This is a genomic window from Zestomonas insulae (genome assembly GCF_016901015.1).
Lineage (GTDB): Bacteria > Pseudomonadota > Gammaproteobacteria > Pseudomonadales > Pseudomonadaceae > Aquipseudomonas > Aquipseudomonas insulae.
In genome coordinates, this window is the sequence record NZ_JAFEUP010000002.1 from 79,115 (window position 1) to 101,552 (window position 22,438).

Genomic DNA, 22,438 nt, shown 5'->3' on the forward strand with positions numbered 1-22,438 from the left:
GCTGGGGCTCAAGTGCCGCTGCGTTCCCAGACGACGCGCTGGCGCTGTTGTGCCCAGCTGTCGATTTGCGGGTCGTAGCGCTTCTCGATGATGTGCCGCTTGATCTTCATGGTGGGCGTCAGGAAGCCATTGGCGATGGTCCACTGCCCGTCGACAACCACCAGGAAATCCAGGCGCTCGTGCGGGTCGAGCGTCGCGTTGACGCTGTCCAGAAGTGCCACAAGCTCGCCTTCCAGATCGCGGCGCGCGGCCTGCTGATCCATCAGTTTCAGGGCTGCGGCGCTCAGCATGACGATGCCCACCGGTTGCGGCTGGCCGCTGCCGGTCACGCACACGACCTCCACCTGAGGATGGTTGGCCAGCTTGTTCTCGATCGGCACCGGTGCGACGTATTTGCCTTTGCCGGTCTTGAACAGCTCCTTGAGCCGGCCAGTGATGCGCAGGCGCCCGCTTGCGTCGATTTCGCCCATGTCACCGGTTCTGAACCAGCCGTCGGCGGTCATGGCATCGGCAGTTTTCTCCGGCTCCTTGTAGTAGCCCTGCATGCTTGTCGGGCTTTTGATCTGGATCTCGCCGTTCTCCGCGATACGGCGGGTCACGCCGAGCTGCGGATGGCCGACTGAGCCGACGCGCAGACACCCCGGTTGCGAGATGTGCGAATAGGCAAAGTCCTCGGACATCCCGTAGCCTTCAAGCATTTCCAGCCCGAGGTCGTGATACCACTGCAGCACGCTCGGCGGCAGCGGTGCCGAGCCGGTCAGGGCCACGCGCACTTCATCCAACCCCAACTGGCTGAGCACCTGTTTGCGTACCGCTACGGCCGTACTTGGCTCGGCCAACAGGGCATCCAACTGTTCCTGCGGCAGCTTCTGCAGCACACCGAGTTGGAACTTGATCCACAGTCGCGGCACGGACTGGAACAGGGTCGGACGCGCACGTTTGATATCGGTCGCAAACGTGGCCAGCGATTCATTGAAATACAACCGCAAGCCATGGCACAGCGAGCTGGCCATGACCACCGCCCGCTCGAAGGCATGCGCCAGCGGCAGGTAGGACAGCATGCGATCCTGCGGGCCGAGGGTGGCGACGGTGCTGAAAATGTGGCGCCCCGCAGTGCCGACGGCAGCGAAGGACAGCATCACGCCCTTGGGCATGCCCGTACTGCCGGAGGTGTAGACCAGCGTTGCCAGCTCGTCAGCCTGGCGCTGGGGGCTGCCCGGCAGTGGCGGCGTGGCGGCGATCAGGTGCTCCCAGGCCTGGGTGGCTGGGTGTCCGTCCGGCGCGGATACGCCCGGCAGGGTAACCAGTGGCAGCTCGTGCGCAATACCCGAGGCCATTTCCAGAGCCTCTTCCAGGCGCCCGAGAAACAGCACCTGCGCTTCACTGTGCTCGAGGATGTAGCGCACCGTCTCGCCGTTGAGCGATGGGTAGATGGGCACGCTGACGTGACCGGCCATCCAGATGGCCAGGTCGGCCATGATCCAGTGCGCGCAGTTCTTTGACATCAGCGCGACGCGGCTGCCGGGCAAGAGCTCCAGCGAGCGCAGATGCGCGGCCATGCGCCGGACCTGCTCGCCGACCTCGGCCCACGTGTAGTCGGTAACCTTGTCGCTGCATGGTTGGGTCAAGTACACCGCATCGGGAAGTTCGCGCTCCCAGCGATAGAGGCCGTCGAGCGGCAGCCAGGTATCGAGGTCACTCATATCACTACCGCCTCTACCGGTTGGGCTGTTGTGGCTTCTGCTCGCCCGTCAGGCTGAGGGGCGTTCTGGTCGCACAGCACAGGCTGCAGGGCGGCAGCATCTTCAAGGATCATGCAGGCACCTTTCTCGCCGATCATGGTCACCGGCTGGTTGGTATTGCCATTGACCAGAGTCGGCATGATCGACGCGTCGATCACCCGCAAGCCCTCGATCCCATGCACGCGCAGGCGCGCATCCACCACGGCCAGCGCATCGCTGGCCAGGCCCATCTTGCAGCTGCCCACCGGGTGGTAGGCGGTCTCGACGTTCTGCCGCACCCAGGCTTCCAGCTGCTCATCGGTCTGCACCGACGGCCCCGGATGCACCTCGACCTTGTTATGTGGCGCGAGCGACGGCTGGGCGATGATCTTGCGGATCAGCTTGATGCCCAAAACCATCCGCTGCAGGTCGCGCGGGTTGCTCAGGTAGTTGGGGTCGATCAAGGGCGGCGCGAATGGGTCGCTGCTGCGCAGGGCTACCCGGCCGCGGGAGAGCGGGCGACCATCGTTGATCGCCAGCGAGTAGCCGTAACCGGATGTCGACAGCTTCATGTCGCGGCCGTGGTCGCGGTAAAGGATCGGCGCACAATGCAGTTGCATGTTGGGCAGGCTGTCCTCCGGGAGTGCGCGCACGAACGCCCCGGCCTCGATCACGTTGCTGGTGAGCATGCCACGGCGGCGGAAGACAAACTGCACCAGAGCCTTGACCGCCTGGAGCAGTGACGAGGGATGCAAGGAAATACCTTCGCGGGAGTGGGTGCGCATGTTGACCACCACGGCGAGGTGATCCTGCAGGTTCTGCCCAACGCCCTCGAGCTCATGGTTAACCTTGATGCCGTGCTGTTCCAGCTCGGCACGCGGGCCGATACCCGAGAGCAGCAGCAACTGCGGTGACTGGAAAGCGCCGCCGCAGAGGATAACTTCACGGCTGGCCCGCGCCTGGCGCAGGGTACCGTTGAGTCGGTACTCCACGCCTACCGCACGCTTATCCTCCAGCAGCACGCGCGTGGCGTGTGCGCCGGTCATGATGTGCAGGTTTTCCCGGTCGCGGGCCGGGTCCAGGTAGGCCCGTGCGTTGCTGCAGCGGCGGCCGTCTTTCTGGTAAGTGCGCTGCAGGCAGGCGCCTTCCTGGTCGGCGCCGTTAGGGTCGCTGCTCAGCGGCAAGCCGGCTTGGGTGCAGGCTTCAAGAAAGGCATGGCCGTAAATGCTGGTCCAGCGCCGCTCCGCCACATTCAGCGGTCCGCCCTTGCCGTGGAACGGCGCGTCAGCCGGCTTGCTGGCGGGCTCGAAGTTTTCCGACTTTTTGAAAAACGGCAACACATCGGCAAAGCCCCAACCGGGGTTGCCCAGGCGCGCCCACTCGTCGTAGTCCCACGGCTGGCCGCGGGTATTGACCGCCATGTTGATACTGCTGGAGCCACCCAGGCAGCGCCCGCGCGGTTGAAACAGGCGGCGGTTGCCCAGCTCTGGCTGCGGTTCGGTTTCGAACAACCAGTTGTAGTTACGGTCCTTCATCAGCGCTACGGTGCCGGCCGGGATCGCCACCAAGGGGTTCCAGCGGCCGCTCGGGCCAGCTTCCAGCAGCAGCACGCGATTGCTTGCCTGCTCACTCAAACGGTTCGCCAGAACCGAGCCGGCAGACCCGCCACCGACAATGATGTAGTCCCAAGCATCGTTATTCATGACGTTGTTTCCTTCTTATTGTTGTGGGGCAGTTCAATTGAACAGGTCAGGATCGCTGTGGATGATCTGATCCCACAGTGGCCGCGCCTGGAACCAGCCGGCATAAGGCGAACCGACCTGCGCACGCACACGCAAGGCCGTCTCGTGAGGGATCAACTTTGGTGTGCCAGCGGCCATGGCCAGCAACTGTGCCTGGCAGGAACGCTCGAGGGTGATGAACCACCAGATCGCTTCGGCGACGCTTCGGCCCACGGTCAGATGCCCATGGTTCTGCAGGATGACGGCCTTGTGTTGCCCCAGTGCCCGGCCTATGCGCTCGCCCTCGTCGTCTTCGGTCGCTACGCCGCCGAAGTCGTCGTACAGACCGTGGTCCTCGTAGAAGGCACAGGCATCCTGGGTAATGGGGGCGAGCTTGATGCCCAGGCTGGAGAACGCCTTGCCGTACAACGAGTGCGCATGCGCGGCGGCAATGGCGTCGGGACGCGCGGCGTGTACATGGGAATGGATCACCAGGGCGGCGCGATTGACCGCATGTTTGCCCTGGATCACTGTGCCGGCGTGGTCGACCATGACCAAGTCCGAGGCGCGGATACGGCTGAAGCTCATGCCGAACGGGTTAACCCAGAACCATTCATCAGGGCGCTCCGGATCACGTACGGTGATGTGCCCAGCGACACCCTCGGAAAAACCGAAGCGGCCGAACAGGCGGAAGCCGGCGGCGAGTTGCTCTTTGCGGTAACGGCGTTCGTCCTCGATCGAGTCGAAGCTGGGCGGCTCTGGAATGGATACGCCATCGGGGCGCGGGCCGAACACGGATTCGACCAATGCCATAGGAAGTTTTGTTGTCATTGTCATGGACTCCGGCGAACGCACCTGAGGCAAGTGCAGGGCTACAAAAAATAGCCAAGTGAGGAGCAAAAAACTTGACTAATAACGAATGTAAATTTGACCATTAGCGAGTTTTTGCTGTGCACCGGAGCGCTGAAGAGTGATTGATCGATGAACTATTTCGTCCGCAGTGGCTCGCTGACCGGGTTCTCCGAACTGGTGCGTGAACTTGGCCAGGAACCGGAGCGGCTACTGCGTGAAGCGGGCTTGAGCCAGGCGGTGATGCGCTCTCCCAACCTGTATATCCCTTATGTGGCGATGGCTGACTTGCTGCGCATCGCTGCGTTGCGTTGCAAGGCGCCGGACTTCGGCGTGCGCTTGGGTAGCCGCCAGGGCCTGGATGTGCTCGGTGCGCTCGGCTCGTATCTGTGCATCCAGGCGCAGGTGGGCGATGCGCTGCAGTTGCTGCAGAAGAACATGGACTTCCATGCGCGCGGGCTGATCGTCGACGTCGACACTTCCGCCTCGAGATTCGATATTCACCTGGGGTTCTTGTTTGCCACCGAGGTGGATTGCGCTCAGCTCGAAGCCTTGACCTTGGCCGTGTTCATTCGTGGCATCGCGCAGCTCCACGATGGCGACTTACCGCCTCTCGAGGTCGGGCTGCAAATCCAACAGCCAGCGCACAGCAACACGTACCAGCAGGCCTTGCGCGGCCCGCTGCGCTATGAGCAGTCGAGCAATTTCTTGAGCTATCCCGCCGCACTGCTGAGCCAGCCGGTTACGCTTGATCAGCGCTGGCGCAATCACCTGACGCAGCAGTGGCGTACGGGCTGGCAACGTACGGTGCCGATCAGCCTGGACCGCCAAGTGGAAAGCGCCATCGACGCGTTGCTGCCAACCGGAGAGTGCAATCTGAGCATGGTGGCAAAGCTGGTGGAGATGCATCCACGCAGTCTGCAGCAGCGCCTGCAGGCCCAGCACAGCAGTTTTGCGGCCACGCTGAAGTCGGCACGCCTGCGCTTGGCCAAGCACCACCTCAGCAGCAGCTCCATCGACTTGACCACCCTGGCGCTTAACCTGGGCTTCGCCGACCTCACCGCCTTCAGTCGCGCCTTTAGACAATGGACTGGCATCTCGCCACGCCAATGGCGAAAACAGGCAGATGGTGCAGAGCCCCAAGCCGATGACTTGCCCCTTTGATGATGCAAAGAGGCGGTCGCCGTCAGCTCTTCATGCGGATCATCAGGTTGAGCATTTTTTCAACTTTCGCGCCGTAGGGCGGCAGCATCATGTTGATCGCGCGGATCGGGCCCTGGTACAGCACCGGGCGCAGCTTGGAGAAGGTCAGGAAGCCTTCGTAGCCGTGGTAATGGCCCATGCCACTATTACCGATGCCACCAAACGGCAAGCTGTGCACGCTGACATGCAACAGACTGTCGTTGATGGTCACGCCGCCAGACAGAGTGTTGTAGATGTACCAGTCCGCCAGGCTGCGCTCGTTGGTATAGGCATAGAAGGCCAGTGGGCGTGGGCGGTCATTGATGTAGCTGGCCACTTCCTCGCGGGTGCGGTAAGTCTTGATCGGCAGGATCGGGCCAAAGATCTCGCGCTGCATCAGCTCCATATCGTCAGTCGGATTCAGCACCAGGGTCGGTGCCATGATCCGCTTGCCAGCATCAGGGTTTTGCCCCTCGATCAGATTGACCAAGGTGGCACCCTTGGCCTTGGCATCGTCCAATGCCGCGCTCAGGCGGTCATAGGAGCGCTGGTCGATCACTGCGGTGTAATCGCCATTGTTGATGTTCGGGTAATGCTTGGCGCAGAACGCCTTGGCCGCCTTGGCGAAGGCCCCGACCTCGCGCTCGGGCAGGAACAGGTAGTCGACGTTGGTGCAGATTTGCCCGGCATTGAAGGTCTTGGCCCAGAGGATGCGCTGTGCGGCCTTCTCTATCGGGAAGTCTGGCGCCACCACGGCGGGCGACTTGCCGCCCAGTTCCAGCGTCACCGGCGTCAGATTGCGCGCAGCGCTGGCCATCACCGCCTTACCGGTGGCCGGCGAACCGGTAAAGAAAATATGGTCGAAACGCAGCGAGGTAAAGGCCGGGCCACGGCCGCCACCATCCTCGAAGAAGGCAAGTTTGCCTGCCGGGAAATAACGTGGGGCCAGGTCCTTCAGCAGCATCGCCAGATGATTGGAGTTTTCCGACATCTTGATCATCGCGCTGTTTCCTGCAGCAAAAATGCAGGTCAGCGGGTGAAAGACCATGGCAATCGGGAAGTTCCACGGCACCACGACCCCAACCACGCCGATCGGCTGAGGAATCAGGCGGGCGCGGGCCAGGGGCAGCTGCATCGGGTCGACGTGACGTTTTTGCGGCTTCATCCACTTCTTCACCTGCTTGATGGTGGCTTGCAGACCATCGAGGGTGACTGCAATTTCGGCAAAGGTGGTTTCAAAGCGCGAGCGGCAGCCGTAGTCCTTGTTGACTGCTTCAATCAGCGCTTCACGGTTGTCTGCCACCAAACGCACCAACGCCTTGAGATCACTCACCCGCTGGGCCGCGTCCGGATAGCGATTGGCCTCGAAATGGGCGCGCTGGTCTTCCAGGCATTGCAGGAACTCAGCAGGGATATCGACAAGGGCGTTCATTCGCGTCTCACTCAGGTTGTTTGCAGGTCTGCCGCCTTTCGGCATGGCTGATGGAGGTGCTGTCTGTGGTGCAAGCTCCATCGCTAAACCTATACAAAAAGCCAGTTGTAAACCTGGCCATTGGCGAGCCAAAACTTGACTATTGGCGAATGATCTTGCGCAATCCCTGCATTGCTTTCAGGGGCTGCTACTGGCCGGTTAGCGCCCCTAGCCCTAGCTAACCATTCTTGTCCTCCTGTACCCGGAGGACAAATCCATGAACACCATTGCTACCTACAGCCATCAGCCCTGGAACAAAGGGAAGTTAGTCGGGCAGAAGGCCCCACTCCGTCTGAGAGATATCTGGGCGATCCGGGTAAGGCTCCAAATTGCCGAGAGCACCCGGGATCTAGCACTCTTCGATCTAGCCATCGATAGCAAGCTGAGAGCCTGCGATTTAACCAAGCTCCGCGTGCGCGACGTTGCTCATGGTGAGCACGTTTCATCGCGCGCCATCGTGATGCAGCAGAAAACGCAGCGGCCAGTGCAGTTTGAAATCACGGAGCAAACCCGAGCTGCTTTGGAAACCTGGATTCACCAAGCACACCTACGCAGCGAGGACTGCCTTTTCCCAAGTCGGCTACATACCTCCGACCATCTCTCCACTCGGCAATACGCTCGTATCGTCAAAGCGTGGGTGCGAGCCATTGGCCTTGATCCGGCTATGTATGGCACTCACACAATGAGGCGCACCAAAGCATCTCTGATTTACCGCAGGACAAAGAACCTAAGGGCGGTTCAACTGCTGCTCGGCCATACGAAGCTGGAGAGCACCGTTCGATATCTCGGGATCGAGGTAGATGACGCCTTGGAAATGGCGGAGCAGACAGAGGTTTGACCATGCAATTCATAGCGACGGCCACAGCCAGGTCGTCGCTAACCGGCCAGGAGCGGACTGAGTCGTACTAAGCCGAGCGAATTCACTAGAGGTGTAGGCACACTGTAAGCGCGCCTACTCACTCCTTCCGCAAACCTCCAGGATCAGATTTCGAAGCCATCGATGAGCAGGATCAGCGCTGAATCTTGGATGCCAAAGCAATGAAACGCTGAACTCCGCAGTACGGAAAGGAAGCGGGAAACTATGCATGCCCTCGCGCAAGCTAGCGGTATGGCGCTCGGGAACACTGGCGATCAGGTCCGATCCCCGGGCCAGCCCCAGCGCGGTTGAAAAGCCACCGACGATCGTGACTATCTTTCGCTCCAATCCAAGTGGCAGCAGCGCGTCATCGATGGGGCCTTTTTCTATCCCTTCTCGCGACACGGAGATATGCATGCTCGCCGCATACTTTTCCGGCGTGATTGTGCCGCGACTTAGTGGATGCTTGGCTCGTACAACACCAACGTAATTGTCCCTGAACAGAGACTGGCCCCTCAGCTCGGGAGCAGAGGCCAGATCTATCACACCGGTTTCGAGATCAACGATTCCATCACGTAATGGCTTACTGTCTTTGTCCGGCTTCTGCATAAAGAACAGCCGTACTCCAGGGGCCATTTCCCCAATACGCGCGATAAGTGCCGGGCCAAAGTTCTCAGCAAAACCCTCACTGGTCCTGATCGCGAATGTCCGGTCGAGTTTTTCCAGATCAAGAAGCTCGGTTGGGCGCAAAACTTCCTGCGCATCCCGAACAAGCTGCCCGACGCGATCACGAAGTTCGATCGCCCTGGGAGTTGGGACGAGTCCACGCCCCGCCCTAACCAAAAGCGGATCACCAGTGGTTTCTCTAAGCCGCGCAAGTGCCCGGCTCATTGCCGAGGGGCTGAGCCGCAGGCGTTTGGCCGCAAGCGTGACGCTGCCCTCAGTGAGCACTGCATCGAGGGTGATGAGGAGATTAAGGTCCGTAGTCGACATAGTCTGATGTTAGCCCAAGCCATCTAACACATGGCGTCAGACGCAACAATAAAGTGCAAACCGTGCGTCTTCCGCCATGCCTGTACGCTTCATACAGTTCCCTCCATCGGCACATTCGTACCGAAGTGGATGAGGAGATGATGTATGAACTCGTTGAGCAGATTTGTTGAGGGTGTCCAATCAATCTGGGGCCCGCTCAGTTCTGAAGTGGTCGCAGGCTGCCAGCAGCAGCTGGATGAACTATTGAAGACGCCTGTCACCGAGCCATGGTTGGCTGACCTACGCCAGCAGGCATTGGCTCAACAGGAGATGTATCGAGATCCGGTAAACGGATTTGTACTGCTGGCACACACCGAGCCTGAAGGGCTCTACCGGCCGCCTCATGATCACGGTCGTGGCTGGGTCATTTACGCGGTGCAGCACGGTGAAATAGAGATGGGCACCTATGCCAAGGTGCAGGCCCCGGATGGCCAGGTGAAACTGGTAAAACGCGGTTCCACGCGGGTGAGCGCCGGTCAAACGCAGGTCTATCTACCGGGTGATATTCACGATACGCACTGCATTTGCGGGCCGGCTTTGCTCTTTCGCTTCACCGAGCGGGATTTGAAGAAGGAGGACAAAGAGGCCCGCAAGCTGACACGGTACATCGAGCAGGATAGTGATTGGGTTCCGGCTAATCAGTGCGCTCCCGAACTGTTGAAATCATGAGGCTCGGCCCTGCTACCGAGGAGCATGCTGTTGACGCGCGATCAGTCAGCGCAAAACCGAGGCACCTGGCAGCCGTCAGCTCAGTGCTGGCCGCCATGGTGCTGGTGGTGCTCAACACGGCGATGGCCAACATGGCGTTGCCAACGATCGCCCAGTCGCTGCAAGTGACACCTGCGCTGTCCATCTGGATCATCACGGCTAACCAGGCGGCGCTCCTGATGGCTTTGCTGCCCTGCGCAGCGCTGGGTGAAAGCCTTGGCTACCGTCGGGTATTCCGGTGGGGAGTGGCACTCTTTATGTTCGCGACTCTGATGTGCGCACTGGCGCCGACGCTGTCTTGGCTTATCGCAGCGCGGTTGCTGCAGGGGCTTGGAGGTGCGGCAGTCATGGCGCTCGCCATTGCACTACTTCGCCAAGTAGTGCCAAGCCAGAAACTGGGCGCCGCTATCGGCTGGAATGCACTTGCGGTAGCCCTGTCATCTGCAGCAGGCCCCGCAATGGGGGCAGCGATTCTCAGCGTGGCAGACTGGCCATGGCTGTTTGCTGTGCTGCTCCCCTTCGGGCTCTGGGTGATGCTAGCGGCTCGCGCTCTACCTGCTGTGGACGGCACCGCGCGTAAAGCTGATTTGTTGAGCATTGCATTGAATGCCGGGACCTTTGCATCGCTGGTCATAGCCGCTGGAGTCATCACTGAGTATCCAGCACTGGCTGTAGCGTTGCTGTCCATCTCTGCCATCCAACTGACGCAATTGGTTAAGCGGGAAAGGCAGAAGGAAGCGCCACTGATTCCGCTTGATCTGCTCAGGTCTAACTCATTCCGTATTTCAGTTACTGCCTCGGTGCTCTGCTTTGCTGGGCAGACCGCAGGCCTCGTAGCGCTGCCCTTCTACCTTCACCACAGCCTTGGACATGAGGTGCTGATGATAGGCCTCTACATGATCCCCTGGCCTTTAACCGTCGCGCTAATAGCTCCACTGGCTGGCCGTCTTTCAAACCGATGGTCGACTGCCTGGTTTTGTTCAGTAGGTGGCATTTGTCTTTCAACAGGATTAACGGGGGCTGCGCTTTTGCCACTGCAGGAAAACCTCATGATGCTTGTGCCACTGACCATGCTCTGCGGTCTCGGCTTCGGCCTATTTAACGTGGCCAATAACCGCAACATGTTCCTCTCGGCTCCGATAAGCCGAAGTGGTACGGCTGGGGGAATGCAGGGTACCGCTCGCTTGCTCGGGCAAACTGCTGGCGCAGTCATCATGACGCTGCTATTTAACCTTTTCCCAGTCGACTCTGCGCCTCAGCTTGCCCTTGGCGCGGGAGCTTTATTGAACTTGTTCGCTGCCCTGATAAGCACTCTGCAAAGCAGAGAGACATACAGCTAAAAATCTTGAATTTGAATCGCAGCTGACGTTCTTGACGAATATGACTGGCAGCTTCTGGCCGATAGCTGGCCTTCGCGAGAGGCAGCTAACGGCCAGCAGCGGGCGTGCGTATCCGTCCGGTTTGCGCAGATACCGGTGCGGCCCCAGCTGAGGAGCCGCGCCGCTTAGCGCATGAACCGCCTTAGCGCTCGGCCGGGATGATTGGCCTGGTCAACCTCGTCGAGACCAAGCCAATCCTGCTGTACCGCCAGCCGTAGGTCCTGTCAGGCACGCAGGTGACCGCAGAGGTGTTCCTCGCGGCCACCTGTTGCTGCAACGATTAGCGCAGACCGTCGCTGCGCAGGGCCGCCGGGGTGTAGTCGACGCTCTTGCCGGTCAGACCGTACTGGGTGTTGCGCGGCTCCTCGTTGCGTAGGCCGACGACCATGTAGCGCCCGGAGGTCAGGTCGTACAGGGTTTCCGCGGCGTGGAAGCTGGCCTGCTGGTCGTAGCGGTACAGCGCATGACCTTCGGCGACGCGCCACAGCTGGCCCTTCTGGTCGTAGTGGTCGACCTCGGCGATCTGCCAGGTGTCCTCGTCGACGTACATGTGGCGCGTGGCGTAGACGTGACGCTGGCCGGGTTTGAGGTTCGCCTCGATTTCCCAGACGCGGTGCAGCTCGTAGCGGGCGTGCTCGGGGTTGAGATGGCCGGCGGTGATGATGTCCGCGTACTTCAGCGTCGGATCTTCCATGCGGTAGCTGTTGTACGGGATGTACAGCTCCTTCTTGCCGATCAGCTTCCAGTCGTAGCGATCCGGCGCACCGTTGAACAGGTCGAGGTTGTCCGCCGTGCGCAGGCCGTCGGAGGCGGTACCCGGACCGTCGTACGCCAGCTGCGGAGCCCGACGCACGCGGCGCTGACCGGCGTTGTAGACCCAGGCGCGACGCGGCTCCTTGACCTGGTCGATGGTCTCGTGGACCAGCGCCACGGTCCCGGCCAGGCGCGACGGCGCGGTGACCCGCTGCTTGTAGTAGTACAGCAGGTTGTCCTTCTCATCGGCCGGCAGGTCGGGAACCTGCGGCGGGAACATGATTTCCTCCTCGAAGCGCACCGGCGTGAAGGCGCCACTCACCTGCGGGGTGGCCTGGATGAAGGCACGCTTGTAGCTGCCGCCCAGGTAGCGGGTGACGTGGTTCCACAGCACCTCGACACCGCTCTTGGGAATCGGGAAGGCGTAGAAATTGCTGTCGCTGAAGTTCGCCAGCCCGTTGCCGTCGTTGATCGCCTGGGTGTGCAGCGCGCTGTTCTTCACCCGCTGCATGATCTCCGGCGGAATGCTCGCCGTGCGATGGGTCGGGTAGACCGGGATGCGGTAGCTGTCCGGGTAGCGCTTGAACATCGCCAGCTGGCCGGTGCTCAGCTTGTCCTTGTACTGCGCGGCAGTGGCTGCAGTGATGACGAACAGCGGTTTCTCACCGGCGAACGGATCGGCCAGGAAACCCTTGGCGTCTACCGCGCCGGCGTTCTTCGGCAGCCCGCCGGTCCAGGCCGGAATGCTGCCGTCGGCGTTACCGTCCTTCTGCGCGCCAATCGGCGTGAGCGTGGTGCCGAGCTGCTCGGCTTCCTGGGGCGACACTGCGGCCATTGCGCCGCTGGCGACCAGCGACAGGGCCAGGGCGGTGCCCTTGATCAATGCTGCTTTCATGCGTTTAGGCTCCATCAGAAGTTCATGCCGAAGCTGAGCGACAGGTTGTCGCGGTCAACGTCTGTGTTGAAGTCGCCGCCGAAGTAGTCGGTGTAACTGAGGCTGGCGGTGTAGGTGTTGCGGTAGTCGGCGTCGAGACCGAGGCTCACGGCCTTGGCACCCTCGTTGAAGGTCGGCCCGTAGCCGTCGACGTCATGCGACCAGGCCACGTTCGGGGTGAGGTTGATGCCGGCGAACACGTCGGTGTACTTCAGCGCCGCAAAGGTGCGGTAACCCCAGGAGGTCTGGGTGAAGTAGCCGTGCGGCCCAGCCTGGCTGAGGTCGCCGAATACCGAATCGCGGCCATAGCGCTGCTCGCTCAGCCCCTCCAGACCGCCGAGGTGGGTGACGCCGATTTCCGCCACGAAGGTCATCGAGGTGGCGCCGAGCAGCGGGTCGAACACATGCAGGAAGGTGGTCTGCGCCTGGGTGACTTCCTTGCGCTTCCAGCCCTGGATCACCTGATTTTCCCCGGCCGGCACGGTCGGCTCGAAGGTGCTGCCGGTAAGTGCCTCGAACACCGGGTTGAGCGCACCACCGGAGAGGTCGGCGGTGTTGATCGACAACGGCTCGTTGGGCCGGTAGCTGATCTCGCCGCTCCACGCCGTGCCGGTGGGCAGCTCAGTGGCGAAGCTCACCCCGTACAGGTGGATGTCTTCGGGGTAGTCGACAAAGTAGTGGGTGTTGCCGGCGGCGGTGCCCAGCGCCAGGGCGAACTGCTGGTCCGCAGGTAGGGCAAGGAAGGCCGGGTCGTTCTGCACGAAGTCGGCCACGCCGCTGGCGGTGCGCAAGGAGAATTTGGGTTTGCGCGAGTGGTAATTGATGAAATAGGCGCCGTACTCGGTGCTCTCGCCGAGCCAGCGCAGGGCCAGGCCGAACTGGCCACTGTCGCGCGCTTCGTTATCCGGCTCGCGCGGCAGAATGATGCCTTCGTTGCTGATGCGCGTATCGAGGAAGTCGAAGCCCAGCCCGGCGTTGGCGGCGATCGGCTCCAGCGCGGCGATGTCGTTGAGGCCGCCGTTGAGGTTTTGCGTACAGCCCTTGGCCACCGGGTCGACGCCGAAGAAGGTGCCGCAGTTGGGCAACGCGTAGGGCTCCCATTGCAGCTGGTAGAAGGCTTCCATGCTGAGCTTGTCGGTCAGGCTCTGCGAGAAATAGAACATGTTGACCGGGATCAGCCCCTCCTTGAGCTCGGAGCCCGGGCGCATCAGCGCCGCGACGTCCAGCGGGTTGATCGCGTTGATCGAGTTGCCGATGAAGAAGCTCTCGCCCCAACTCACCACCTGCTTGCCCAGGCGCGCTTCGCCGGGGTGGCCGGCCAGCTCGTAGCGCTGGGCAACGAACGCATCGAGCAGCTCGGCGCCGGAGGAGCGCGAGGACATCACGCGACCCTCGTCGCTGATTTCCTTGAACTGGCGGTGCTCGTCCTTGAGCTCGAAGTCGTACCAGTACTTGCCGCGCACGAAGGCACGGGTGTCGCCGTAGCTCAGCTCGAGGTCATGCAGGCCCTTGAAGATCTTCGAGAAGGTTTCGCCCTTCTTGAAGTTCAAGCGGCCGTCATCGCCGGAGGTGGAAAAACCGGTGCCGCCGTTTTCCAGGCCGATCAGCTTGGATTCGGCGTCGGCGGTGGCCCAGCTGGCACCGATCGAGAGGGCCGAGTCGAACTGGCCGTGGAGTTCGCCGAGGTCGAAGGTGGCGGCGCCCACCGGGGCTGTCGCCGCCGCAACGGCTGCTGCCAACAGGCAGCGCTTGAGAGGAGTGATACGCACAGATTGTTTTCCTTATTGTGGCTTCACGTATCGGCGGGGAGCGTCCCGCCTGGCTTGGAGCCTGCAGCGCAGGCCTGGCATCAGCCGTGCTGTGTGAGGAAACAGAGCACGGCCTGACGCTCACCGGGATTGCGCAGGCCACCAAAGGCCATGGCCGTCTCGGGGAACATTTTTGCGGGGGCGGTCAGCCAGCGATCGAGTTGCTCGAGGCTCCAGTTGCTACTGCTGGCCGCGGCCAGATCGGCGGAATAGGCGAAGCCCGGCACTGCACCGATCGGCCGGCCGACCACGCCGGCGAGGTGCGGACCGACGCGCTCGCTATCGAGGGCGTGGCAGGCGCTGCACTTGGTCTGGAAGATTTTCTCGCCGGCGCTGGCGTCGCAGTCGGCGGCATGCAGGGCGTGGCTCAGAAGCAGCAGCGAGAGGCCGGCCAGCGAGCGAGTCAGGAAAGGCATGTGGAGGTTCTCCAGCAGGTAATTGCGGTGAACCTAAGGTGACATTGCGCAAGATTCGCTGAACGCTGGTCTGCGCCAGAGATTATCCATTGAGCGCCAATCGAATTTCGAATGACGCCTATCGGCGATACACGCGAGGGTGAACCCAGGGGGAGAGCGGGCATCACCCCCGATCGAGACCTCCGCCAGCTTCGTCCTGGACCCGTCAGCCCCAACCGTTGCGCAGACAAAAGGGGAGGGGCTCGCTGCACCCTGCTTTGTTACGGTCCATGCGCGTACCTCGCCGATCTGCGCCGATGCCGGATCGCTAAGCAGCCAACCAAGTCGCTCGGATCAGGAGCTCTCTCGTCATGTCCCGTCTGAAGCACACCGTCTACGCCGAAGCGCTGCTGCAGTGGCACGGCGACCTCTTCCGTCCCTACCTCGCGAAAGTCGGCCTGGACGAGTCGGTGCTTGAATGCCCGGATGTGGCCATCCCCCTGCGCCAGTACAACGGCTTACTGGAAGCGGCTGCGCAAGGCAGCGACCCCAACCTGGGGCTGCGCATGGGGCTCGGCCTGCTCGGCGCGCGCGTCAGCAACAGCCTCCTGGGCGGTGTCGGCAACGCGGTGCGCAGCGCCCCCGACGTACGCGCCATGCTCGACTGCGCCAGCCGCTACATCGTGGTACACGCCCAGGGCAGCGAGGTGAACTGGCGCCTGCATGCTGGCCGCCTGGAAATCAGCTACCAGGTCACCGACCCCAGCGTCAGTCAGCGTCGCCAGGACGCCGAGTTCGCGGTCGGCACGCTCTACGCCATGCTGCGCGAGCTCACGGGCGAATGTTTCGCCCCGCTGCGGGTGGACTTCGCCCATCCGCAGCCGGCGGACATCAGCCTGCACCGCGAGGTGTTCGCGTGTCCGCTGCGATTCGGTCAGCCAACCAACGTCATCGCCTGGCCCCGGAAGATACTCGACGCCCCCCTGACGACGGCCGATCCCCGCCTGCACCGAGCGCTGTTACCAGGGCTTGAAGCGGAGCGCCGCCAGCGCCTGGCTGATACCGAACTGACCACCCGCATCGGCCTGGTCATCGAAGCCAATCTGAGCGACGGCAATATCGGCATCGAACAGGTCGCCCGGCACCTGTGCATGAGCAAGCGCACTCTGCAGCGGCGATTGCACGAGCTGGAAGTGGAGTTTGTCGAATTGGTCGCAGAGATACGCCAGGCACTGGCCATCGAACTGGTTCGTCAGCCGTCGAATGGCCTGACCGAAATTGCCCAGCAACTGGGCTACACCGGAGCCAGCGCTTTCAGCCGGGCGTTCCGCCGCTGGACCGGCATGACACCAAGCGTTTTCCGCCAGCAGAAGTCGTAAAAAAACCGGCGGGCGCCGCAGCGCGCCGCCGGCAAGGGAGCAATCAGCCCAGCAGCTTGTGGGTGCGCATTGCCGCCTGGCCACCGGCGCCGATGGCACCGTCGATGAAGCCGCGCCAGCCTTCGCCATGGTCACCCTGGCCGAAGATCACGCGGCCGCGGTCCTTCTGGAAGTGGTCGTAGTACTTGCCCAGCCAGTTCGGCTTGTAGCTGCAGTAGGTACCCTTGGCGTACGGATCAAGGGTCCACTCATAGCCGTAGCACTCCTCGACCTCGAGATCCGGGTAGAAGGAACTCACCACCGCCTGCACGGCATCACGGTCCTGGATATCGAGCTTGTCCGGGTCGGCGCCGAAGCCGACGAAGATGGTGTGGTCCTCGGCCTTGGCGTAGGTCGCCAGGATGTTCAGTGGATGCTCGGAGCCGCCCACGCCGATGCGCTTGCCGTCGCCCGGCAGCTTGCCCTTGGTACGGATGAACACCTTGATGCCGCTGCCGCTGTGTTTTTCCTTGGCCGCCTCGACCAGCTTGGGGTCAAGCGCCGGAGTGAAGGCGATGCGCGGCAGCACGTTCATCGGCACCGCCACGATCACCGCGGCAGCCTTGATGGTTTCGCCGCCCTGGGTGGTAATCAGCACCCGTTTGCCCTGCTCCTCAACCTTGGTCACCGGCGTGGATAGACGTACCTCCGGCTTGCCGTCGTCGACCATCGCGTTAATCAGGCTGATGGTGCCGTCCTTGAAGCTGTAGCGGCCTATCGCATCGACGAATGCGGTCATGTTCCAGCCCGGAAGCGACCACCAGCGCGCCACGTCGGCGTAGGAGGCACGGTCGCTGGTGGTATGCGCGATACCGGACACGTAGGCATCGACGAAGCTGCGCTCCAGTGGGGTGAGCTTCAATTGTGCGAAGCGATCGGCGCCACTCATGGCATCGACAGCGAGCAGCTCCTTCCAGGAGTGCTTGGCGTCGTAGGGGCGCTCCCACAGCTTGGGCGCGTGGGCGAAGTACTCTTTGATCGCCTTGGAGATGCCGATCAGCTCCTCGAGCTTGGGCTCGACCGCCTTGCCTTCGTGGATGATGCGCACGGTCTGCTGCTCTTCCACGAACGGCTCGGGGGTCTCTTTCAGCTTCAGCCCGTAGCGCTGCACTTCGGCCCACACGAAGGGCTGGGTCCAGTGAATCCAGGTGCCGCCCAGCTCGACCTTGTGGCCGGCGAACTCGCTGCTGAAGGTGCGCCCGCCGAGACGGTTGCGCGCTTCGAGGACCAGCGTCTTATAGCCGTTCTTCATGCTGTCGCGCGCCGCGGTCACGCCGGCGAAGCCACCCCCGATGACCACCACGTCGTAGTCGCAATCGACGTTCTTGGCGCCGCGCTTCTCACCAGCCACCGCCGTGCCGAGCGACACCGCTCCAGCGGCTACCGCCGCACCTGCCGCGCCGACCACGCCCGCATTGCGGATGAATTTACGGCGACTTACGCCGTCACGTTCGTTTGTTGCCATGCCGCACCTTCCCTCGTTGTCGTGATTGCCATGTGGCAGTTGCACGAAAACATGCCAGAACGGACGGGGAGGGAGTCGACAGGCGGTGCCAATGATTAACCACTGGGCGCCAGATGAGGAGAGGAGCCGCACTATCGCTGTGGATGCACGCTTGTGCCGATAGCGGCGCCTAGCGGCAATCTGCAACTGCGTGACGGCATGCCTGCGAACGTCCAGGACAACCTGCTCAGTTACGGCCTCGCCTTCACCGGCGCCGTAATCTGGGCCACGTACTGCACGGTGACCACCCGCATCGCCATCGGCAAGAACGGCATCACGCTGTTCTTCATGCTCACCGCGTTGACGCTGTGGGCCAAGTACCTGGTCGGCGGTGGAGGCTCGATGGATTTCAGTCTCCACGCGCTGATTTACCTGGCGCTGGCTGCCTCCGCGATGGGCTTTGGCTACGCGGCGTGGAACGTCGGCATCCTGCTCGGCAACGTCACCATCCTCGCCGGCGCGGCGTACTTCATACCGGTCCTCTCCGCAGCACTGGCGGCCCTGTCGCTGAGCACGCCGCTTTCGCTGTCGTTCTGGCAAGGGGCGGCCATGGTTTGCCTCGGCTCGATCCTCTGTTGGTTCGCCACCCGCGCCCAACCGCCAAAGCTGGCCTGCCGCAGCCAGACTTAGGGGTGGATGAAAGAGCGGCCGCGCGTTGTTGACCAGCAGGGGGGCACCCTTTGACTGCTTAGCAGGCGGGAACCGGGGACTCGCGTCCCCTTTTCCGCATCGAAAGTCACTCGCTATCCAGCATCGATTGCAGTGGCGCAGGGGCATACAGCGCGCTTTGGAAATTCGGTACGTATTCGTATTTGATCATTTCGCCCAGCGCCAAGGCCTTGATGTACGTGGACAGGCTGCCATCGCGCAGTCCCAGTTTCACCGAGTCTTCGTCGGTACTGGAGGCATGGCTCAACTGGCGTGAAACGGCATAGCCGTAAGTCAGTTCGCCGGTGTGGTCGATGTTGGTGAAGCTGTTGGTGACCAGTTCAGCTTCGGTGGAAAGCTCGTTCAGCTTTTCCGTCTCAAGGGTGACGTCGACTTGCCCGGTTTGGCTGTCAACGATCTCGAAGACAATCGATTTGTCGTTCTCCCGGACGTTGATCCCGGTTAGCCACTTGGGCAAGTTGTAGCCGACCACGCCTCTAACCCTGGCGAGCTCCGTGTTGACTGGGAGCTTGAGCACGTAGCCCCAGAAGTCCTTCGACATCGACTGGCCAATCAGCGAGACCGGCCCCAGGTTGGCGTTCCCAGGCTTGTTGGTAACGATGGACAACGAGATCTCGTTGTAGCTGTCGTTGTCGCAGTATTCATAGGCATAGGCGGTCAATGCGACCAAGCCTCTGCCGGGCCAGACCTGAAGCGGTTGAACCTGTTCCAGCACCTCGGCGGGGATCAATGACCTCAGTGTTTGCAGGTCTGCGGTGAAGACCGCCGTCACCTTGCTGTTCTTGTAATAGAAGTTTGGCGAATAGGATTCGAACCCTATATCGACCTTGGTCTTCTTGAGCTGCTTGAACCATCCCAGGTCGACATCGGGCGCTTCGGAGGCGATGACGGAGAGTGGCGGATTGGAGTGGAAGCGGTCGTACAGCCCGCCCGCAAGGACGGGAACGCTATGGCCGGCGATGAGCGTCGTTGCGGTCGCAGCCTGTTGAGGGGCCGGCACATCCGCTGCCCATGAAGAGCTGGCGATGGCATTCAGAAGAATTCCAGCTGCCGCAACCGTTGTGAATTTCATGTCTGTTTGTTCTCCGCGTCGTAATGAGGTCCTTGCCCTGGAACCCACGTTTTGCACTCCCCACTCATAGGTTTGGGAGGCGGGCGCGGAAACCCTAACGTTCAACTCAACTTTAAGGTCAAGCACCACATGCAAGTTCTTGGAACCGTCGTAGGCGCCGCGTTAGCCGGCTGAATTCATGGCCCAAACAGTCACTCAGAACCGTCCGCGCTTTTAGGCCTGCGCCTGCGCGACCACGAGAATAAAATCGGCGGCAACCGGCACATGCCGCACGACAGACTGAACAACCGGTGGCCGTATTCAGCACCTCGAACCAGCGCCGCGCGGTTGGGGGGGCTGAGGGTGGTGGGTGAGTTCGCAGTAGGAGAGGGCACTATGCCGCAGGTCTCTAGCCAAACATTTTGGATCGACACAGCGCACGGGCAGCTGTTCGCGCAGAGCTGGACCCCGCTCGAGGAGCGCGGCGCGCCTATCGTGCTGCTCCACGACTCGCTGGGCTGCGTGGCGCTGTGGCGCGACTTCCCCGAGCAATTGGCGCAGCACTGTGGGCGGCGGGTCATCGCCTATGACCGGTTGGGTTTCGGCCGCTCGGCCGCCTATCCCGGCACGTTGCCGCTGACGTTCATCCAGGACGAAGCCAGCGGCAGCTTTCGCGCGCTGTGCCAGCAACTCGGCCTGGAGCAGTTCGTGGTGATGGGCCACAGCGTTGGCGGCGGCATGGCGGTGGGTTGCGCGGCGGCGCATCCCCAGGCGTGCCAGGCGTTGATCACCGAATCTGCGCAGGCCTTCGTCGATAGCGAGATGCGCGCGAGCATTCGCGCGGCGGATGTTCAGTTTGCCGAGCCGGGCCAACTGGAGCGGCTGAAGAAGTACCACGGCGAGAAAGCCCAGTGGGTGCTGCGCGCGTGGGTCGACAGCTGGCTCGCCGAGGCCTTCCGTGGCTGGAGTCTGGATGAGCAGTTGGCCCAGGTGCGCTGCCCGCTGCTGAGCCTGCACGGGGATCACGACGAGTACGGCTCGCGCCGGCATCCCGAACGCATCACCGCGCTGGCGTCTGGCCCGGCGACTCTGCAGGTCCTGGCCGATTGCGGACACGTGCCGCACCGCGAGTATCCGGACACCGTGCTAGCGACGATCAGCGCGTTTCTGGCGTCGTGAAAGCAGTGCCGACAGCGCTGCCCGCTGGCCTGGGTAATGATCCGCTCTAACCATCGTGAATGCCGCCGCCTGTGCGTGGACTTGATAAGGTAAAGGCCTTATTTTCGAAACGTACGGCAGCGATGCAACGGCATCCTGACGACTGATTGCTCACTCATGCATTGTCGAGGCAGGCACGCCAGCCAGGCGCCTGCTGCCGAGGTGCGCAGGACCGTTCAGGAGCGTGCCCCTTGGCCAATCTGCATCACTACTACAAGAACAAGATTGCGGTCGTCACTGGTGCCGGTTCGGGCATCGGTCGGGCGATTGCCCGTGGCCTCAGCGCGCAGGGCAGCCGGGTCTACTGCACCGACGTGAACCTGGCGGCAGCGCAGCAGGTGGCCAGCGAACTCGACGGCGCCACGGCCTACGCGCTGGACGTCACTGACGCCGCTGCGCTGGCGGCGTTCGCCGATGAAGTGTTCGCCCGCGAAGGGCGGGTCGACCTGCTGTTCAACAATGCTGGCGTGGGTCACGCGGGGCTGGTGATCGACACCGAGCTGGCGGATTGGCGGTGGGTGATGGAGGTCAATGTCATGGGGGTGATCCATGGCATCCATGCCTTCCTGCCGCGCATGCTCGCGCAGAACACCCCGGCCCACATCATCAACACCGCGTCGGGCGCAGGGCTGATCCCCATGCCGCGCATGGCGGCGTACTGCGCCTCCAAACATGCGGTGGTCGGGCTTTCCCAGTCATTGGCCAGCGAGCTGCATGGGACCTCCGTGGGCCTGACTATCCTCTGCCCGGGCACCATCGATACGGACATCATCAAGCGCACCAAGGTGCGCGGCAGCGATGCCGAGACGCGCCAGGCCCATGCAGTCAGCCACTACGCCAAGAAGGGCACCGCGCCGGAACAGGTCGCCCGTGATGTGCTCGAGGATGTGGCCAAGGGCAAGATGTTCTGCGTCTCGCCGCGCAGCGAGGTCGGGCTGGGCTGGCTGGCGCAGCGTTTATCGCCGCGCTTGATGCAGTACCTCATGCGTCTGCGCATGGATTACGTCGAAGGCGTCAAATCGCTCGGCGATTGAATGCGCATGCGGCGTGAGTCTGTCGTCTCACGCCGCCGTGCACAGCCTAGTCGGCGGCCGCCAGGTAGTTGGCTGAGTCGCCGGCAGCGGCGGGGCGCACCAGGTAGGGGTGGAACAGCGAGGCCATCTGCTTGTAGCCCCACTCCAGGTGCTTCTTGGTCACACGGGTGATGCCGTGGCGCGACTGCAGGTACTCGATCCAGTAGGTGGAAATGATCCAGCAGTTCTCCAACAGGATTTCCAGCTCCTCCTCGCTGGCCCTGAGCTGTCCAAGTCTGACCATCTCCTGCAGCTTGCTGCGCCCGTAGCCCTGCACCTTGTTGGACAGCTCGCGCAGCTGCAGGCGCAGGGCCGGCTCCAGGGTGAAGATGAACATGCTGTCGCGGTAGAAGAAGCGCCACTCCCACATCAGCTGGAACCACAGCTGCAGCTTCTGCCCGTCGGCGGCGACCTGCAGCTGCTTCTCGGCGAACTGCTCGAACAGCGCATTGACGATGTCGGCTTTCTTCTTGAAGTAGTAGTAGAGGTTGCCTTCGTTGATGCCGACGTCCTCGGCGATCGCCGCGGTGGTCACCGCGGCGATGCCCTTGGCGTTGAACAGCTTGCGACAGGTGATCAGGATCTGCTCTCGAGTGCTCTGGCGCTTCATCTCTCAACCTTGCGAATCATTGACCGGTACTAAGGTATTGACCTTGGCTTTGCAGGCAAGCCTACCGCACCGCGCGGCCGGCGCGA

General features: G+C 62.2%; 19 protein-coding genes. 8 read left to right on the forward strand and 11 right to left on the reverse strand.

The window, feature by feature from the left end; genetic code table 11:
- Positions 1–8: 8 nt before the first annotated feature.
- The 3 genes from JQX08_RS06175 to JQX08_RS06185 are packed head-to-tail and all read right to left on the reverse strand — an operon-like array spanning position 9 to position 4,255.
- Positions 9–1,703: an AMP-binding protein gene (locus tag JQX08_RS06175; RefSeq protein ID WP_204915412.1), complete on the reverse strand. Its 1,695-nt coding sequence runs from the start codon at positions 1,701–1,703 to the stop codon at positions 9–11.
- Complete coding sequence (locus tag JQX08_RS06180) at positions 1,700–3,424, reverse strand: GMC family oxidoreductase (RefSeq protein WP_204915413.1); 1,725 nt, start codon at positions 3,422–3,424, stop codon at positions 1,700–1,702. Before JQX08_RS06180 ends, JQX08_RS06175 begins: the two co-directional genes overlap by 4 nt.
- A gap of 33 nt (positions 3,425–3,457) precedes the next feature.
- Positions 3,458–4,255 carry a class II aldolase/adducin family protein gene (locus tag JQX08_RS06185; RefSeq protein ID WP_204915414.1) on the reverse strand — a complete coding sequence of 266 codons (798 nt, stop codon included), beginning with the start codon at positions 4,253–4,255 and terminating at the stop codon, positions 3,458–3,460.
- Between the two features lie 168 nt (positions 4,256–4,423).
- Here JQX08_RS06185 and JQX08_RS06190 point away from each other — a divergent pair, with 168 nt between their 5' ends.
- On the forward strand, positions 4,424–5,455 hold the full coding sequence (locus JQX08_RS06190; protein WP_204915415.1) for an AraC family transcriptional regulator: 1,032 nt from the start codon (positions 4,424–4,426) through the stop codon (positions 5,453–5,455).
- Positions 5,456–5,477: 22 nt separating this feature from the next.
- Here JQX08_RS06190 and JQX08_RS06195 read toward each other — a convergent pair whose 3' ends face one another.
- Positions 5,478–6,905 (reverse strand): coniferyl aldehyde dehydrogenase, encoded by a 1,428-nt coding sequence (locus tag JQX08_RS06195; protein ID WP_204915416.1) that lies wholly within the window; start codon positions 6,903–6,905, stop codon positions 5,478–5,480.
- Between the two features lie 256 nt (positions 6,906–7,161).
- Between JQX08_RS06195 and JQX08_RS06200 the strand changes: the two genes are divergently transcribed.
- Positions 7,162–7,782, forward strand: a complete 621-nt coding sequence (locus JQX08_RS06200; RefSeq protein WP_204915417.1) for a tyrosine-type recombinase/integrase — start codon at positions 7,162–7,164, stop codon at positions 7,780–7,782.
- Positions 7,783–7,896: 114 nt separating this feature from the next.
- Here the strand turns inward: JQX08_RS06200 and JQX08_RS06205 are convergent, their stop codons facing one another.
- Positions 7,897–8,793 carry a LysR family transcriptional regulator gene (locus tag JQX08_RS06205; protein WP_204915418.1) on the reverse strand — a complete coding sequence of 299 codons (897 nt, stop codon included), beginning with the start codon at positions 8,791–8,793 and terminating at the stop codon, positions 7,897–7,899.
- Between the two features lie 144 nt (positions 8,794–8,937).
- Between JQX08_RS06205 and JQX08_RS06210 the strand changes: the two genes are divergently transcribed.
- Together JQX08_RS06210 and JQX08_RS06215 are read left to right on the forward strand one after the other, a co-directional pair.
- Positions 8,938–9,501: a hypothetical protein gene (locus JQX08_RS06210; protein ID WP_204915419.1), complete on the forward strand. Its 564-nt coding sequence runs from the start codon at positions 8,938–8,940 to the stop codon at positions 9,499–9,501.
- A complete protein-coding gene (locus JQX08_RS06215) occupies positions 9,498–10,880 on the forward strand; it encodes an MFS transporter (RefSeq protein WP_204915420.1) in 1,383 nt (460 codons plus the stop codon). The genes JQX08_RS06210 and JQX08_RS06215 overlap by 4 nt, the downstream gene beginning before the upstream one ends.
- 319 nt (positions 10,881–11,199) lie before the next feature.
- Here the strand turns inward: JQX08_RS06215 and JQX08_RS06220 are convergent, their stop codons facing one another.
- The 3 genes from JQX08_RS06220 to JQX08_RS06230 all read right to left on the reverse strand — a co-directional run bounded on the left by JQX08_RS06220 (position 11,200) and on the right by JQX08_RS06230 (position 14,830).
- Positions 11,200–12,567, reverse strand: a complete 1,368-nt coding sequence (locus JQX08_RS06220) for a DUF1329 domain-containing protein (protein ID WP_204915421.1) — start codon at positions 12,565–12,567, stop codon at positions 11,200–11,202.
- Positions 12,568–12,581: 14 nt separating this feature from the next.
- Positions 12,582–14,375, reverse strand: a complete 1,794-nt coding sequence (locus JQX08_RS06225; RefSeq protein WP_204915422.1) for a DUF1302 family protein — start codon at positions 14,373–14,375, stop codon at positions 12,582–12,584.
- Positions 14,376–14,455: 80 nt separating this feature from the next.
- Entirely contained in the window at positions 14,456–14,830 is a 375-nt protein-coding gene (locus tag JQX08_RS06230; protein ID WP_204915423.1) for a c-type cytochrome, read from the reverse strand.
- A 350-nt stretch (positions 14,831–15,180) separates the two neighbouring features.
- Between JQX08_RS06230 and qhpR the strand changes: the two genes are divergently transcribed.
- Positions 15,181–16,188: an AraC-like transcriptional regulator QhpR gene (gene qhpR, locus JQX08_RS06235; protein WP_204915424.1), complete on the forward strand. Its 1,008-nt coding sequence runs from the start codon at positions 15,181–15,183 to the stop codon at positions 16,186–16,188.
- Positions 16,189–16,231: 43 nt separating this feature from the next.
- On the opposite strand, the gene JQX08_RS06240 is transcribed toward qhpR, so the two are convergent.
- Positions 16,232–17,692 (reverse strand): flavin monoamine oxidase family protein, encoded by a 1,461-nt coding sequence (locus JQX08_RS06240; protein ID WP_204915425.1) that lies wholly within the window; start codon positions 17,690–17,692, stop codon positions 16,232–16,234.
- 198 nt (positions 17,693–17,890) lie between these two features.
- Between JQX08_RS06240 and yddG the strand changes: the two genes are divergently transcribed.
- Complete coding sequence (gene yddG, locus JQX08_RS06245; RefSeq protein WP_283246510.1) at positions 17,891–18,361, forward strand: aromatic amino acid DMT transporter YddG; 471 nt, start codon at positions 17,891–17,893, stop codon at positions 18,359–18,361.
- Between the two features lie 106 nt (positions 18,362–18,467).
- On the opposite strand, the gene JQX08_RS06250 is transcribed toward yddG, so the two are convergent.
- Positions 18,468–19,472 (reverse strand): acetoacetate decarboxylase (ADC), encoded by a 1,005-nt coding sequence (locus JQX08_RS06250; RefSeq protein ID WP_204915426.1) that lies wholly within the window; start codon positions 19,470–19,472, stop codon positions 18,468–18,470.
- Between the two features lie 375 nt (positions 19,473–19,847).
- Between JQX08_RS06250 and JQX08_RS06255 the strand changes: the two genes are divergently transcribed.
- Complete coding sequence (locus JQX08_RS06255) at positions 19,848–20,630, forward strand: alpha/beta fold hydrolase (RefSeq protein WP_204915427.1); 783 nt, start codon at positions 19,848–19,850, stop codon at positions 20,628–20,630.
- 230 nt (positions 20,631–20,860) lie between these two features.
- Positions 20,861–21,703, forward strand: coding sequence for an SDR family NAD(P)-dependent oxidoreductase (locus JQX08_RS06260; RefSeq protein WP_204915428.1), 843 nt, complete (start codon positions 20,861–20,863; stop codon positions 21,701–21,703).
- Between the two features lie 46 nt (positions 21,704–21,749).
- On the opposite strand, the gene JQX08_RS06265 is transcribed toward JQX08_RS06260, so the two are convergent.
- A complete protein-coding gene (locus tag JQX08_RS06265) occupies positions 21,750–22,352 on the reverse strand; it encodes a TetR/AcrR family transcriptional regulator (protein WP_204915429.1) in 603 nt (200 codons plus the stop codon).
- Between the last annotated feature and the right edge of the window lie 86 nt (positions 22,353–22,438).

Excerpts from the sequence above, each read along its gene's own strand:
- JQX08_RS06230 (WP_204915423.1), bottom strand. The coding sequence starts at position 14,830 with ATGCCTTTCCTGACTCGCTCGCTGGCCGGCCTCTCGCTGCTGCTTCTG.
- JQX08_RS06200 (WP_204915417.1), top strand. The coding sequence starts at position 7,162 with ATGAACACCATTGCTACCTACAGCCATCAGCCCTGGAACAAAGGGAAG.
- JQX08_RS06265 (WP_204915429.1), bottom strand. The coding sequence starts at position 22,352 with ATGAAGCGCCAGAGCACTCGAGAGCAGATCCTGATCACCTGTCGCAAG.
- JQX08_RS06220 (WP_204915421.1), bottom strand. The coding sequence starts at position 12,567 with ATGAAAGCAGCATTGATCAAGGGCACCGCCCTGGCCCTGTCGCTGGTC.
- yddG (WP_283246510.1), top strand. The coding sequence starts at position 17,891 with ATGCCTGCGAACGTCCAGGACAACCTGCTCAGTTACGGCCTCGCCTTC.
- JQX08_RS06205 (WP_204915418.1), bottom strand. The coding sequence starts at position 8,793 with ATGTCGACTACGGACCTTAATCTCCTCATCACCCTCGATGCAGTGCTC.
- JQX08_RS06215 (WP_204915420.1), top strand. The coding sequence starts at position 9,498 with ATGAGGCTCGGCCCTGCTACCGAGGAGCATGCTGTTGACGCGCGATCA.
- JQX08_RS06180 (WP_204915413.1), bottom strand. The coding sequence starts at position 3,424 with ATGAATAACGATGCTTGGGACTACATCATTGTCGGTGGCGGGTCTGCC.
- JQX08_RS06175 (WP_204915412.1), bottom strand. The coding sequence starts at position 1,703 with ATGAGTGACCTCGATACCTGGCTGCCGCTCGACGGCCTCTATCGCTGG.
- JQX08_RS06240 (WP_204915425.1), bottom strand. The coding sequence starts at position 17,692 with ATGGCAACAAACGAACGTGACGGCGTAAGTCGCCGTAAATTCATCCGC.
- JQX08_RS06195 (WP_204915416.1), bottom strand. The coding sequence starts at position 6,905 with ATGAACGCCCTTGTCGATATCCCTGCTGAGTTCCTGCAATGCCTGGAA.
- JQX08_RS06210 (WP_204915419.1), top strand. The coding sequence starts at position 8,938 with ATGAACTCGTTGAGCAGATTTGTTGAGGGTGTCCAATCAATCTGGGGC.
- qhpR (WP_204915424.1), top strand. The coding sequence starts at position 15,181 with ATGTCCCGTCTGAAGCACACCGTCTACGCCGAAGCGCTGCTGCAGTGG.
- JQX08_RS06185 (WP_204915414.1), bottom strand. The coding sequence starts at position 4,255 with ATGGCATTGGTCGAATCCGTGTTCGGCCCGCGCCCCGATGGCGTATCC.
- JQX08_RS06190 (WP_204915415.1), top strand. The coding sequence starts at position 4,424 with ATGAACTATTTCGTCCGCAGTGGCTCGCTGACCGGGTTCTCCGAACTG.
- JQX08_RS06255 (WP_204915427.1), top strand. The coding sequence starts at position 19,848 with ATGCCGCAGGTCTCTAGCCAAACATTTTGGATCGACACAGCGCACGGG.
- JQX08_RS06250 (WP_204915426.1), bottom strand. The coding sequence starts at position 19,472 with ATGAAATTCACAACGGTTGCGGCAGCTGGAATTCTTCTGAATGCCATC.